Below are 13,888 nucleotides of genomic sequence, written 5' to 3' on the forward strand. Positions count from 1 at the left end.
CTCAGCTACAACCTGTTGATTTTACACAATAATCCTTTTAGGATGGCGGGAAAAGCAGCTTGACTGCATAACTCTCCTCCCCTATAAGCCTTCACGAAGCAGCGGCCCGCAAGGCCGCCGTTTTGTTATTGGCGGCGGGCAAGCGCTCACGGTCAATCCAAGCAACAAGAAACGCCTTTCCTCGTCGTTCGTCGATGGGCAAGGTCCGAACCGAAAGCAACAATTCATGGCAACCTTTTCGCAGAAGCCTGCGGATGTGGTGAAGAAGTGGGTGCTGATCGACGCCGAGGGTCTCGTCGTCGGCCGTCTCGCCACTGTCATCGCCAATCATCTTCGCGGCAAACACAAGCCCACCTTCACCCCGCATGTCGACGACGGCGACAACGTCATCGTCATCAATGCCGACAAGGTGGTGTTCACCGGCAAGAAATTCACCGACAAGGTCTATTACTGGCACACCGGCCATCCCGGCGGCATCAAGGAGCGCACCGCGCGGCAGCTGCTCGAGGGCCGTTTTCCCGAGCGTGTCGTCGAGAAGGCCGTCGAACGCATGATCCCGCGTGGCCCGCTCGGCCGTCGCCAGATGAAGAATCTCCGCGTCTATGCAGGCACGGAACATCCGCATGTCGCCCAGCAGCCCGTCACGCTCGACGTGGCCAAGCTGAACGCCAAGAACAAGAAGGTTTCGTAAAATGGCTGAGCTTTCCTCGCTCGCAGAACTCGGAACTGCCACCGGCAACACCAACACGCAGCCGGCTGCACCCGTCCATGTCCAGAAGCTCGACAAGTCGGGCCGCGCCTATGCCACCGGCAAGCGCAAGAACGCCATCGCGCGCGTCTGGGTGAAGCCCGGCTCCGGCAAGATCGTCGTCAACGACAAGGTGTTCGCCGAATATTTCGCGCGTCCGGTCCTGCAGATGATCCTTAACCAGCCGATCATCGCCGCCAACCGCGCCGGCCAGTACGACATCGTCGCCACGGTCATCGGCGGCGGGCTTTCCGGCCAGGCCGGTGCCGTGCGCCACGGCATCTCCAAGGCGCTGACCTATTACGAGCCGGCGCTGCGCGCCGTGCTCAAGAAGGGCGGCTTCCTGACCCGCGACAGCCGCGTCGTCGAGCGCAAGAAGTACGGCAAGGCGAAGGCCCGCCGCTCCTTCCAGTTCTCCAAGCGCTAAGCTCTACGCAGCCGCATAGGTCAAAGGCCGCCTTCGGGTGGCCTTTTTCTTTGTGCCGACTTCGCTGAATGTCGGGATCGATCGGCCGATGCCTTGATGAAGTCGATAAACGCGCGCAGTGGAGCCGGCACGAGACGCCGGCCGGGATAATAAAGGAACGGCCCCGAGAAGCTCTGCCACCAGGGTTCGAGGACGGGTTCGAGCACACCGCTTTCGAAATGCGGGCGAAGCCAGTCCTCGAAGAGGCTGACAATGCCGGTACCGGCAATGGCTGCATCGACGGCGAGATCGGCCGCCCCGCCCAGGGTCACGAGAAGCGGCCCCGCCGGATCGACCTGCACCACCTCGCCGTCTCGCTCGAATTCCCAAAGCGGCATCGCGCCGCTGGCGAATCGGCCGCGCAGGCAGGCGTGGCCGAGAAGATCGCGCGGGTGCTCAGGCCGGCCTTGGCGATCAAGGTAGGCGGGGCTGGCAGCGGTGGCGAAGCGCTGCACGCGCGGCCCGATCGGCACCGCGATCATGTCTTGTTCCAGCCGCTCATCGTAACGGATCCCGGCATCGCACCCCGCCGCCAACACATCGACAAAACTCTCCTCGGCGATCACCTCCAGCCGGATGCCGGGATAGGCGGCGAGGAACCGCGGAACAATGCCGGGCAGCACCAGCCGCGCCGCGCTGACCGGCACATTAAGCCGCAACGTACCTGCCGGCCGGTCGCGGAAGCCGTTCACAACGTCAAGTGCTGCCTCGACCTCGGTTAAGGCTGGACCGAGCCGGGCCAGCAAGCTCGCACCCGCTTCTGTCAGGACGACGCTGCGGGTCGTCCTGTTGAGCAGCCTGACATCGAGCTGCGTCTCGAGCCGGCGCACCGCCTCGCTCAAGCCCGACGCGCTGCCGCCGTTCGCGCGGGCGCCATCGCGAAAACCCTTGGCCCGCGCCACGGCCACGAAGGCGTTCAGGTCTCCGAGATCGATCTTCATTGTTCGATATTCCGTACAGCCCGTGCGGAATGTAGCCAATTATCGTAAGATCGGACAGCGCCTATCTCAGCGTCATCTTTGAACGGAGATAGACTATGTCCAGCATCGACTTTTCCGGCACGTTCACTCTCGGCGACCGCACCGTGAAGCGGCTCGGCTACGGCGCCATGCAGCTCGCAGGACCCGGCGTCTTTGGTCCGCCTGGAGATCACGACGCAGCCTTGGACGTGCTGCGCGAGGCCATTGCGCGCGGGGTGAACCACATCGACACCAGCGACTTCTACGGCCCGCACGTCACCAATCTGCTGATCCGCGAGGCGCTCGCGCCCTATTCCGACGATCTGACGATCGTCACCAAGATCGGTGCGCGTCGCGGCACGGATGGCTCGTGGCTCCCCGCCTTCTCGTCCGAAGCGCTGACCCAGGCGGTGCACGACAATCTGCGCAATCTCGGGCTCGATGTGCTGGACGTGGTCAATCTCAGGATCATGTTCGACGCGCATGGGCCCGCCGAAGGATCGATCGAGGCGCCGCTCACTGTGCTGGCCGAGCTGCAGCGACGCGGTTTTGTGCGCCACATCGGGCTAAGCAATGTCACGTCAGCACAGATCGAAGAGGCGCGACGGATCGCCGAGATCGTCTGCGTGCAGAACCAATACAATCTGGCGCACAGGGGCGACGATGCCTTGATCGACAAACTCGCCCGCGACGGCATCGCCTATGTGCCGTTCTTTCCACTCGGCGGCTTCAACCCGCTGCAGTCGTCTACCCTATCCGGCGTCGCTCAGCGCCTCGGCGCCACACCGATGCAGGTCGCGCTCGCCTGGCTACTCGGTCGCGCGCCCAATATCCTGCTCATTCCCGGCACCTCATCGGTCGCACATCTCATTGAGAACCTTGCCGCAGCCGAACTCGATCTGCCGGAGGATGCCGCCAGGGAATTGGACGGAGTAGCGATGGCCGCCTGACAGCGGGCTGGCGACCATCCAGGGAAGCGGCTCCCTTGCCCCGCTCCGATCCAGTCTAGTTGATGCTTGCGGTGTTCGCCGGCTCCGCCGGCCGCGTCTCATCAGAATAAGGCACTCGGTAGCCGTTCGCTGCCAGCCAGTCGATCGCCGCTTTCGGCTCGTCGGTCTGGATGATGGTGGCGCCGCGCTCGGCCCAGAAGCCGTACGTCTCGCGCGGTAGACTGGCGAGCACCGCCAACTCGTCGCCGCGACCGCCGGCAAGGAAGCCGCCCGGCTTATTGACGATAGCGTAGGTATTGGCCCAGATGTGCCAGTCGCCCCTTATCGCCGCCGCGCGCATACGGGGGCTGAACAGCGGACCGCCAGTGTCGGTCAGCGTCTCCGATCCCGCGCGCCAGTTGATCATCTCGACCGCGCGCGGCGAAAAGATCCCGCTGACTTTCTCGGCGAAACCGGCGTCGCGAACCGCGTCATCGGCGATAATCGGCATGAACTGGAAACCACTGCCGATCGCGCCCATGGCGGCTTTGACAGTGGTGATTCTGGCCGGATTCCACAGGTTCTCCTTGACGATCACCTGTTCGGCCATGCCCAGATCGCGCGCGACCGCGATCATGCCGGCCAGGCTGTCGACATCGAGCTTGTTGTCGATGTTGATGAGTATCCTGTCCTTGGTCGCCATCAGCATTTCGCGCAGCGTCGAAACCGGCTCATCGGTGACAGCGCCGGTGCCTTCGATCACCAGTCTGCAGGTTTTGAGCTCGGCCAGCGTGCGCTTGATCACCTCGCCATTGCAATTCGTCGTGCGGTCGAGCCAGCTGTCATGCATGACGACGAACTGGCCATCCTTCGAGCGCCTGACGTCGACCTCGACGATTTCGGCACCCAGCGCGATCGATGCCTCGACGGCGGCGATCGAGTTCTCCGCATAGAGCGTCTTGCGGGCCTGCATACTGCCGGCGCGGTGTGCCGCCACCATGACATGGTCGCGCCACTGGTTGGCGTGTTCGAAACGGTCGAGAATTTGTCTGGCGCGTGTTTCGCCTGCCGATGCCGCGCCTGTGAAGAGCACCGAGGCGGCGGCAAGCAGAAGGTTCAGCCAGGTCGTTCGCATGAGAATCGCTCCGTACCGGATGCAAACCGGTTAAGCGACACACGTGACAGCCTGGTGAACGAAGCCGGCTTCGCAAATGCCGGACGTCCGGGTCAATGCCGGCTGAAGCGGCCGTTCTGAAACCTCGAACCGGCAATCAGCAGGTCGCCGGCAATCAGCTTGCCGAGATGCTTGGCGCGCCCATATCTGTTCCGCTCCGCGGCCGACACCATCCCGTGCGGAGGCGGCTATCTACTTACGGTTGCATTCATGCTTACCTAAGCAATTTCCGGGTTGGCCATGCGGGCTCACCTGACAAGCAAGAATTTGTGACCGGGCTCGAATGGCCCAGGCCTCGGAAGGGGTCGCATTTCTGAGAATTTTATCCAATAAGGTTGCGCCTCGACGCACAGGAGATCGCTTCATGCCGAACAGCAACATCGACCACGCCTTCACCGCCCGGGCCAGGACGGGTGCGTCCTTCGAGCCGACCTATGCCGGCGCGCTGTCGTTCATGCGACGCAAATACACGAAGGACGTGAAGGGCGCGGACGCGGTGGTGTGGGGCATCCCCTTCGACGCCGCCGTGACCAACCGGCCGGGCGCGCGCTTCGGGCCGCAGGCGATTCGCCGCGCCTCGACCATCCTCGACAACGATCCGCAGTATCCGTTTTCGCGCGATCTGTTCGAATATCTCGCCGTGGTCGACTATGGCGATTGCCTGCTCGACAGCGGCAATCACCAGAAGACTCCCGGGACGATCGAGCGCGAGGCAGCAAAGATCCTGAAATCCGGCGCCTTCCTGCTATCGCTCGGCGGCGACCATTTCGTCACCTGGCCGCTGCTCAAGGCGCATGCCGCCGTCCACGGCCCACTTGCCCTCGTGCAGTTCGACGCCCACCAGGACACTTGGCCGGACGACGGCAAGCGCATCGACCACGGCTCCTTCGTCGGCCGTGCGGTCAAGGAGGGCATTGTCGACCCCGACCGTTCGATCCAGATCGGCATCCGCACCCATGCGCCCGAAACCTTCGGCCTCAAGATCCTGTACGGCCACGAAGTTGAGGAAATGCGCGCGTCCGATATCGCTTATGCCATCGTCGATCGTACCGGCGGCAAAAAAGCCTACGTCACCTTCGATATCGATTGCCTGGACCCGGCCTTCGCGCCCGGCACCGGCACCCCGGTCGCCGGCGGGCCGTCCTCGGCAAAAATCCTGTCGGTGCTGCGCCAGATCAATCAGGTCGATATCGTCGGCGCCGATGTCGTGGAGGTTGCGCCGGCCTATGATCACGCCGATATAACGGCAATTGCCGGGTCGACAGTCGCCATGCACTATCTCGGGCTCCTGGCGGAACGAAAGGCTCGACTCGAAGAGCTGAACAGCGGCAATCACGTCGTCGCCGCATTGAATCAGGCAAGCGGCATATAACTTCGAAATATCAGGGAATTCAGGCAGGCAATGAAACCGAAAATCTTCATCGACGGCGAGCACGGCACCACCGGTCTGCAGATCAGGGCGCTGCTTGCCGAACGCGGCGACCTGGAGATCATCTCCATTCCGACCGAGCGCCGCAAGGAACCGGCAGCTAGAGCCGAGTTCCTCAACGCCGCCGATGTCGCGATCCTGTGCCTGCCGGATGCAGCTGCAAAAGAAAGCGTTTCGCTGATCACCAACGACACCACAAGGGTTATCGACGCCTCGACCGCGCATCGCGTCGCCCAAGGTTGGGAATATGGCTTCGCCGAAATGGACAAGGATCAGGCGCGGAAAATCGCTTCAGCGAAGCGTGTCGCCAATCCGGGCTGCTGGCCGCAAGGCCCGATCGCGACGCTCAGGCCGCTGGTGGCAGCCGGGCTGTTGCCGCCGGATTTTCCGGTCACCGTCAATGGCATTTCGGGCTATTCGGGCGGCGGCCGGCCGATGATCGAGGACTATGTCGCCAAGGGCGAGGATGCCCCGGAATTCCTGCCCTACGGGCTGACCCTGCAGCACAAGCATGTGCCGGAGCTCAGGACCTATGCGAAGCTGTCGCATGACCCGATCATGCAGCCGGCGGTCGGCAATTTCGCGCAAGGGATGATTACCGTGGTGCCGTTGCAGCTCGGCGGCCTCGACTATGTACCGACGGGCGCCGAGCTTCATGCGGCGATTGCCGACCATTTCGCCGCGATAGATGGCGGCGTGGTCGAGGTGGCGCCCTATGTGCATCTTGAACGCGTGCCGGAGATCGATCCCGAAATCTACAACGGCACCAACCGGATGAAGCTCTATATATTCGGCAATGACGACAGGGCCCAGGCGCTGCTGTTCGCCGTCTACGACAACCTCGGCAAGGGCGCCTCGGGTGCTGCCGTGCAGAACATGGATCTGATGCTCGGGCTCAAGCCCTGAATGGACGCTCCGACATTTCCAGAACGCTGGAAGGTCAGCGCGCCAGAACTGATTGCCGAGACGTTCAGCAGCCGCATCTGGAAGGTTGTTCGCGCGGACGGCGCGCCGGCGATCGTCAAGGACCACAAACCCTTCGACGATGTCGAAGACGAGTTGCGCGGCGAGCATTTTCTCGCCTGGCGGCGTGGCGAAGGCGCAGTGCAGCTGCTCGGCAGCGACGGCCGCTGCATGCTGCTCGAATATGCCGGTGACAGGATGCTGTCGCAGGTTCTCGCGGAGCAGGGAGACAATGCCGCCACAGCAATCGCGGCCGAGGTGATGGCAAACCTGTTCTCGCCATCCGACCACCCTGCCCCACCGGATCTGCAGCCGCTGCGGGTACGGTTTTCCAGTCTGTTCAAGAAGGCGAAGATCGATCGCGACGCCGGCGAAAAAAGCCTCTACGTCGAAGCGGCTGCGACCGCGGAACGGCTGTTGGCCGATCCTGTCGACGTGCTGCCGCTGCATGGCGACCTGCATCACGACATATCATGCAGGGACCGCGCGGCTGGTTGGCGATCGACCCGAAGGGCGTTCTCGGCGATCCCGGCTTCGATGCGGCGAACATGTTCTACAACCCGCTCGACCGCGACGACCTTTGCAGCGATCCCCGGCGGATTGCCCACATGGCTGAGATCTTCGCCAGAACGCTCGGCCAAACGCCGCCAGCCATCCTGGATCATGCCATCGCCTATGGCTGCCTGTCGGCGTCGTGGCATCATGAGGACGGCAACGCGTTCGAGGAAAGCCGCGAATTGTCCATTGCCACGGCGATCAGGACGGTGCGGCTCAGCCCCTGACGGCGATCTGGTTGGGCAGCGGATAAGCGCCCTTGGTGCCGCGCCAATGCGCTGCAGCAAACCCTAGCAGGACAAGCGCGAATGCCTGATGCGTCAGCGCCATGTGCAGCGGCACGTGCATCAGCAGCGTGCCGATGCCGATCAACGACTGCGCCAGCACCAGCAGAAACAACAACGTCGCGCGGTGCGCATGCGTCGTGCCTGGCTGGCGGCGGTGTGTCGCGATCATGTGCCAAAGTGCTGCGGCGAAGATCGCGTAGGCGCCGAGCCGGTGGATGAACTGAACCGTCTTCGGGCTCTCGAAGAAGTTGCGCCATGCCGGCTCGAGGATCATCAGATCGCCGGGGATGAGCTTGCCGTCCATCAACGGCCAGCTGTTGTAGCTCAGGCCGGCATCGAGGCCGGCGACCAGCCCGCCGAGATAGATCTGGATCAGCGCCAGCAGCACCAGAAAGCCGGCCAGACGCTGCGTCGAACGGTCGGCGGCCGGTTCGGAATGAGGGGCCAATCCACGCGCGACCACCATGGTCGCGGTGAAGATCAGCGCGGCCAGCGTCAGATGCGTTGCCAGCCGGTATTGGCTGACGGAGACCCGGTCGACCAGTCCGGACGCCACCATCCACCAGCCGATCGCGCCCTGGAGGCCGCCGAGAAGAAGAATGCCTGATAGTTTAGGCCCAAGGCCGCGTTCGATGCGGCGCGTCGCCCAGAAAAACACCAGCGGCACGGCGAAAACCACGCCGACACCGCGCGCCAGGACCCGGTGCACCCATTCCCACCAGAAGATCGACTTGAACGCTTCGATGCTCATGCCCTTGTTGAGCTCGGCATATTGCGGGATCTGCTGGTAGCGCTGGAATTCCTCCTGCCATTCGGCGTCGTTGAGGGGCGGGATGATGCCGTGGATCGGCTTCCATTCGGTGATCGACAGGCCGGACTCGGTGAGCCTGGTGGCGCCGCCGACCAGCACCAGGACAAACAGGACCAGAAGCACGACGTAGAGCCAGCCACGCACCAGCGCCCGGTTGCGCAGGTCGCGGTCGCGGGCCACGAAAGGCGCGGCAGCTGATATGGCAGCCATAGGCTTGTCCCGGCAGGTTGCAGTCGCGGATTGGTGGACCATCGCAATCCCGCTGGCAAGACCGGACAGCGCGGCACGCCGTCGCGCCGCTTCTTGCGGGTTGCGTGCCTCTTCCGTTGGGCCTAAGCGATAGGGATCAACGGGATCGCGAAATGCCAATTCGCCTGAAAAAGCTGATCGGAACCTTCCTGCTGGTGGCGCTGGTCATCGTCTACGCACTGGTCGCATCGATCGTGGCGGTTGCCCAGCTGGCAGAATCGGGACCGTGGGCGCATTTTCTGTTCTTCCTGCTCAGCGGCATGCTGTGGGTGCTGCCGGCTATGGGCATCATCAAGTGGCTGATCCTGGAGCCGCCGCGGCCGAAGAATTGAGGCTCGCTCGCCGCCGCTAGATGGTGAAAGCCTGACGCTTGCTACCCGACGTGTAGGGTAGCTCAGGGTGGTTTTCTGCCTTCCGTGTCGCCGATCGGAACGCGCAGGCGGCGCCACTTTCCGACCTCAGCACCTCTAAGCGCGAACGTTGGTGTGATGCCCGATGCGCGCGTTCGTAGGGCATCTCGCTGTTACATCGCGGTGACAAAAGCACCGCCACGGTGGCGTCACCCGGTTACCAAGGGCAGCAAATATCTCCGGCCTTCTGGGAGTGTGTCAGGGTCCCCAGAGGCTGCGTGGGCGTGTCGCCGGTTGGCTGTTAGCGCGGCGACTGGACCGCTCCACGCCTCGCAAGCGGGATAGCGAAATCTCGTGAAGGCAAGGTCAAGCTGCGTTCTCCGTTCTGAATCGGCGACGGGGGGCGGCTGGGAAAGATGGATGCCATGCACGTTGAGCGTCTGGAAGTTGGCGGGGCATTGGCGCGAGGCAGCCCGCGTGCACGCGCCTGGCCGGGCGGTGCAATGACCGCGCAGCGCCGCCTCGCAGCGATCCTGGCTTGCGACGTGGTCGGCTATTCGCGCCTGATGGAGCGCGACGAGCGCGGCACGCTCGAGCGGCTGAAGACATACCGCAAGGACCTCCTCGAACCGCTGGTCTCCGAGCACCAGGGTCGGATCGTCAAGCTCACCGGCGACGGCATGCTGTGCGAGTTCGCGAGCGTCGTCAACGCGGTGACCTCGGCGATGGCGATCCAGCAGGCCCTGGCAGAACACGAGGCGGAGACGCCCGAGGAAGAGCGGATTCGCTTCCGCATCGGCGTCAATCTCGGCGACGTGGTCTGCGAGGAGGACGGCGACCTCTACGGCGACGGGGTCAACATCGCCGCCCGCCTCGAAAGCATCGCCGATCCCGGCACCGTGGTCGTCTCGGGCACCGCCTACGACCACCTTCAGGGCAAGCTCGACGGCGGCTTCACACTGCTCGGCGACCTGCGCCTCAAGAACATCGAGCGGCCTGTGCGCGCCTACCGCGTCGAGACCGACGCCAGCGCCTCGGGGGCTGCACTGCCTCCCCTGCCCGCGAAACCCTCGATCGCGGTTCTGCCTTTCACCAACATGAGCGGCGATCCCGACCAGGAATACTTCGCCGACGGACTGGTGGAGGACATCATCACGGGATTGAGTCGGGTGAACTCCTTCTTCGTGATCGCCCGCAACTCGTCCTTCACCTACAAGGGCCGAGCGGTGGACCTGCGCCAGGTCGGGCGTGAGCTGGGCGTCCGCTACGTGCTCGAAGGCAGCATCCGCAGAGCAGGATCGCGGGTGCGTATCAGCGGGCAGCTGGTGGACGCGATCAGCGGACACCATGTCTGGGCCGACCGCTTCGAGGGCAACGTGAGCGACATCTTCGACCTACAGGACAAGGTGACCGAGAGCGTCGTCGGTGCGGTCGAGCCGAGCATCCGGCTGGAGGAGATCAAGCAGGCGCGCATGAAGCCGACCGACTACATCGGTGCCTACGACCTCTACCTTCGTGCGCTGCCGCGCTTCTACAGCATGACGCGCGAAGGCTTCGCCGACGTGCGCCGGCTCACCAACGAGGCGCTCAGCATCGACCCAGGCTTCACCCTGGCGAAGGCCCTCGGTGCCTATATCCGCAGCCTGTCCGTGAGTCAGTGCTGGCACGAGCCCGACGATATCCGCGTCGCCGTGCGCATGGCCCGCGAGGTGCTGGCGGACGCGCGAGACGACCCGACAAGCTTGCGTTTCGCCGCGCAGGTGATCGCCTACAGCGCCAAGGATTACGAGACGGCGCTGGACACGATCGAACGGTCCCTGCTGCTCAATCCCAATTCGGCGCAGGGCTATACGGGCAGCGGCTGGGTGAACGCCCATTCCGGCCGCCCCCTCGTCGCGATCGAGCACTTCCACAGGGCAATGCGGCTGAGCCCGGTCGACCCCGAGAAGGGCATCGCGCTCTCCGGCATCGGGATGAGCTACCTGATGCTCGAACGCTACGAGGAAGCGCTGACTTGGGGAGAACGAGCGCTGCGCGAGATGCCGAATTACGGCTCCTCGCACCGGGTGGTGATCATGGCGCTGGTCAAACTCAATCGGCCGGACGAAGCGCAGGCGGCGGCGCGGCGGCTGATGGAGGCGTTCCCGACCTACACGCTCGCCCTGCAGAGGCAGATCAACCCGTGGCGGGACAAGGTGTTCGCCGAGCGCTACGTCGAGGCGCTGGGTATTGCCGGCGTGCCGGAGTGATCGTCGCGTTTGCAAAGATGCCCTCTCCTGCGCGTCACGTCCGGCCAGGCGACGTCCCTTGATCCCGCGTCGCTTCTGGAAGGATAGTTCTCTGGCCGGGTTGTCGAGGACTGTGCGCGTAGAGCAGCTGTGAACAGGCGGCGAGCTCTCTGTTGGGTTCGCGTCGAACTTCCGGTTTCCACCCTGACGAGACCTACCGACGGTCCAGACATATGTCGCCTTCGGGTCACGACGTTCCCTTGACCTCCCATCAGAGATGGTCCTCAAGGGGTCGGTTCTTGCCGGACTTTCACCACTAGATGGTGACAAGCATCTTGCCGGCATTGGCCAGCGGCGTCGTCACACCCGACAGCATCGTGCGGATATGGGCAACGCTCTGATAGCGACCGTTGACCGAAATGCGCGGCAGCGCTTGCAGGAAATCGGCATGTTCGGCGCGCAGCACGCCGTGGCGTGTCGTCACCGCCGAGGCATAGCCGGCGTCGCGGGCAATGCCGACTTCGCGGTCGCCAACGGCACTGGCATAGCCATAAGGATAGGCGAAATGGCGCGGCGCCTCGCCGAGTTCGGCCTGCAATATGCGCCTGACGTCGTCGACCTCGTGCCGCGCATCGGCTTCGGAAAGCCGCTTCAGATTGCGATGATTTACGGTGTGCGCGCCGATCGTCACCAGCGAATGCCCTGCCATGGCGCGGATCTCGTCCCAGTTCATCAACATGCTCTGGCGCGCGCCCAACTCGATACCGTTCGACCGCGTCAATTCGCGCAGCACCGCGCGCTGGTCCTCCTCGCGGACGTCCAGCGTCAAATAGTCGTGCAGGCGCGCGAAGGCCTGAAGTTTCCTGCCCGGGGTCGAGCAGTCGATCGTCACCGGACCGTTCGGTGTTGTCAGAATCAACCGGTCCCGCGCGCTGACGATGTCCTCGACCACCTCCCACCATAGATCGGCGGCGCCGTTTATCAGCCCTGGCGCGACATAGATGGTGACCGGCGCGCCGTGCTTTTCCAGCACCGGCAGCGCCTCGGTCATGTTGTCGCGGTAGGCGTCGTCGGCGGTGATCGCCGCGAACTGGCCACCCTTGCCGCCGGCCTTGATGCGCTCGATCGCCTCGTCCAGCGTGACGAACGTATAGCCGTGCGCCTTCATGTCGGCGATCACGGCGTCGAGGAACTCAGGCGCGATGTTGAGATGCCGGTTGACGCCATCAGGCTTTTCCGGCGTGGCGGTGACCCGATGCAGCATCAGGATGGCGCCGATGCCGCCGACGAACGGCTTGGCCAGCGGGACAAGACCGGTATAACGGACGACGTTGAGCGCCAGTTTCCGGATTGCCTCGCCCCCGTCGATCATTCATTCACCTTTTGCGCCTAGGCTCATCCAAGCACGGAATGCGCCTATGCGCGCCCCCAATCGCGGTGAATACGCCCTAAAGGATTGAGGTATGGTTGACGCCACCGCGTCATTTGACGGCAATCGGCTCGAAGCAATGGAGGCGACGCCGCGCGCGTTGCCTGCGGATCATGCCGGCCTGTCGGTCTCGGCCGCCGACGGTGCGGCACTTGCGGCCTATGCCGAGTTCTGCCGTTCGGCGCTGTTCGCGCCGGCGCAGAGCCCGGCCTGGATCCTGAACTGGGCCAGATATGCCGAAGCGGATACTGTTTTGGCGACGCTGAACGCTGAAGGCAGGCCGGCTTTTTCGTTGGCGCTGGAAGTCACCAGCCGCGGTCCGTTCCGCGTCGCCCGTTTCATGGGCGGCCGCCATGCCAACGGCAATTTCGCCGCCGCCGACCCGCATTGGCTGACCAGGGCGGATGGCGCGGCAATCCGCTCGATGCTGGCGGCGGTCGCCAGGGCGCGGCCGGACATCGACCTCGTCGCACTGGAACGGCTGCTGCCCGATCTCGACGGCGTTGCCAATCCGCTTGCCTCGCTTGCGCATTTTCCGAGCCCCAACTTGTCGCTGGCCGTCGATTTGGCGGGAGGCTTTGACGCACTGCTATCCCGCGCGAGCGGCAAGCGCAGGCGTAAGAGGCACCGCTCGCAGGCGCGCAAGTTAGAAGCCGTCGGCAGCTACCGCCGCATCGAGGCCCAGACAGCGGACGAGGCGAACAGACTGCTTGACGCGTTTTTCGAGATGAAGGAGTTCCGCTTCCGCAAGATGGGCATCGCCAACGTCTTCGGTGAGCCGGAGGTTCGTGCTTTCTTCAGCGCGTTGTTCGTCGAAGCGCTTTCCGACGACAAGCCGTCCTTCGTGTTGCATGGGCTCGAAGTCGCCGGCAAGCTTCGCGCCGTCACCGGATCGAGCCGCTCGGGAAAACGCTTGATCTGCGAGTTCGGAGCGATCGCCGACGACGACCTCGCCCATGCCAGCCCCGGCGACTTCCTGTTCTTCGACAACATCGAGGAAGCCTGCGAGAGGGGATTCGAAGTCTATGATTTCTCGGTCGGCGACGAACCCTACAAGCGACTGTGGTGCGATATCGAGACCCAGCATTTCGAGGTCCTGATTCCGCTGACGATGAAGGGCCGCGCGCTGGTGCTTGTCCTGCGGCAAGGCGCGCGCCTGAAAACCTTCGTCAAGAACAGCCCGACGATCTGGAAGCTGACCAAGATGCTGCGCCGCAAGACGGCCGGACAGGCAGCACGTGCCGCGGGCGAAGACGACAGCTGACCGCTGCCGAGATTTCCGGAGCGTTTGAGCAGAATTATCGAACCCGT

General features: G+C 63.8%; 12 protein-coding genes and 1 pseudogene. 9 read left to right on the forward strand and 4 right to left on the reverse strand.

The features are described 5' to 3' along the window. Positions 1 to 226: 226 nt before the first annotated feature. Positions 227 to 691: a 50S ribosomal protein L13 gene (gene rplM, locus CIT31_RS31405; RefSeq protein WP_023798353.1), complete on the forward strand. Its 465-nt coding sequence runs from the start codon at positions 227 to 229 to the stop codon at positions 689 to 691. 1 nt (position 692) lies between these two features. Then, complete coding sequence (rpsI, locus tag CIT31_RS31410; protein WP_023717316.1) at positions 693 to 1,175, forward strand: 30S ribosomal protein S9; 483 nt, start codon at positions 693 to 695, stop codon at positions 1,173 to 1,175. A gap of 20 nt (positions 1,176 to 1,195) precedes the next feature. Here the strand turns inward: rpsI and CIT31_RS31415 are convergent, their stop codons facing one another. After that, positions 1,196 to 2,155, reverse strand: coding sequence for a LysR family transcriptional regulator (locus CIT31_RS31415; RefSeq protein ID WP_095521706.1), 960 nt, complete (start codon positions 2,153 to 2,155; stop codon positions 1,196 to 1,198). A 95-nt stretch (positions 2,156 to 2,250) separates the two neighbouring features. On the opposite strand from CIT31_RS31415, the gene CIT31_RS31420 reads away from it, so the two are divergent. Next, positions 2,251 to 3,123 carry an aldo/keto reductase family oxidoreductase gene (locus CIT31_RS31420; RefSeq protein ID WP_095521707.1) on the forward strand — a complete coding sequence of 291 codons (873 nt, stop codon included), beginning with the start codon at positions 2,251 to 2,253 and terminating at the stop codon, positions 3,121 to 3,123. 55 nt (positions 3,124 to 3,178) lie between these two features. Here CIT31_RS31420 and CIT31_RS31425 read toward each other — a convergent pair whose 3' ends face one another. After that, positions 3,179 to 4,237 (reverse strand): glycerophosphodiester phosphodiesterase family protein, encoded by a 1,059-nt coding sequence (locus tag CIT31_RS31425; protein WP_095521708.1) that lies wholly within the window; start codon positions 4,235 to 4,237, stop codon positions 3,179 to 3,181. 403 nt (positions 4,238 to 4,640) lie between these two features. On the opposite strand from CIT31_RS31425, the gene speB reads away from it, so the two are divergent. The 3 genes and pseudogenes from speB (at position 4,641) to CIT31_RS31440 (ending at position 7,450) form a co-directional block, all read left to right on the forward strand. Further along, positions 4,641 to 5,648: an agmatinase gene (speB, locus tag CIT31_RS31430; RefSeq protein ID WP_095521709.1), complete on the forward strand. Its 1,008-nt coding sequence runs from the start codon at positions 4,641 to 4,643 to the stop codon at positions 5,646 to 5,648. 30 nt (positions 5,649 to 5,678) lie between these two features. Further along, positions 5,679 to 6,611 (forward strand): N-acetyl-gamma-glutamyl-phosphate reductase, encoded by a 933-nt coding sequence (gene argC, locus CIT31_RS31435; RefSeq protein ID WP_095521710.1) that lies wholly within the window; start codon positions 5,679 to 5,681, stop codon positions 6,609 to 6,611. Next, positions 6,612 to 7,450: pseudogene (locus CIT31_RS31440) on the forward strand (aminoglycoside phosphotransferase family protein). It begins immediately after the preceding gene. On the opposite strand, the gene CIT31_RS31445 reads toward CIT31_RS31440, so the two are convergent. Beyond that, positions 7,440 to 8,531, reverse strand: coding sequence for a COX15/CtaA family protein (locus CIT31_RS31445; protein ID WP_095521889.1), 1,092 nt, complete (start codon positions 8,529 to 8,531; stop codon positions 7,440 to 7,442). The pseudogene CIT31_RS31440 and the gene CIT31_RS31445 sit on opposite strands and share 11 nt — an antisense overlap. A gap of 152 nt (positions 8,532 to 8,683) precedes the next feature. Here CIT31_RS31445 and CIT31_RS31450 point away from each other — a divergent pair, with 152 nt between their 5' ends. Both CIT31_RS31450 and CIT31_RS31455 read left to right on the forward strand, forming a co-directional pair. Continuing rightward, on the forward strand, positions 8,684 to 8,902 hold the full coding sequence (locus CIT31_RS31450; protein WP_029353452.1) for a DUF2842 domain-containing protein: 219 nt from the start codon (positions 8,684 to 8,686) through the stop codon (positions 8,900 to 8,902). A 521-nt stretch (positions 8,903 to 9,423) separates the two neighbouring features. After that, a complete protein-coding gene (locus CIT31_RS31455) occupies positions 9,424 to 11,169 on the forward strand; it encodes an adenylate/guanylate cyclase domain-containing protein (protein ID WP_095521890.1) in 1,746 nt (581 codons plus the stop codon). 295 nt (positions 11,170 to 11,464) lie between these two features. Here the strand turns inward: CIT31_RS31455 and CIT31_RS31460 are convergent, their stop codons facing one another. Beyond that, on the reverse strand, positions 11,465 to 12,520 hold the full coding sequence (locus tag CIT31_RS31460; RefSeq protein WP_095521711.1) for a polysaccharide deacetylase family protein: 1,056 nt from the start codon (positions 12,518 to 12,520) through the stop codon (positions 11,465 to 11,467). A 91-nt stretch (positions 12,521 to 12,611) separates the two neighbouring features. Here CIT31_RS31460 and CIT31_RS31465 point away from each other — a divergent pair, with 91 nt between their 5' ends. Next, positions 12,612 to 13,841, forward strand: coding sequence for a GNAT family N-acetyltransferase (locus tag CIT31_RS31465; protein ID WP_095521712.1), 1,230 nt, complete (start codon positions 12,612 to 12,614; stop codon positions 13,839 to 13,841). Positions 13,842 to 13,888: the final 47 nt, after the last annotated feature.

It is taken from the genome of Mesorhizobium wenxiniae (assembly GCF_002284535.1).
In the GTDB taxonomy this organism is placed as follows: Bacteria; Pseudomonadota; Alphaproteobacteria; order Rhizobiales; family Rhizobiaceae; genus Mesorhizobium; species Mesorhizobium wenxiniae.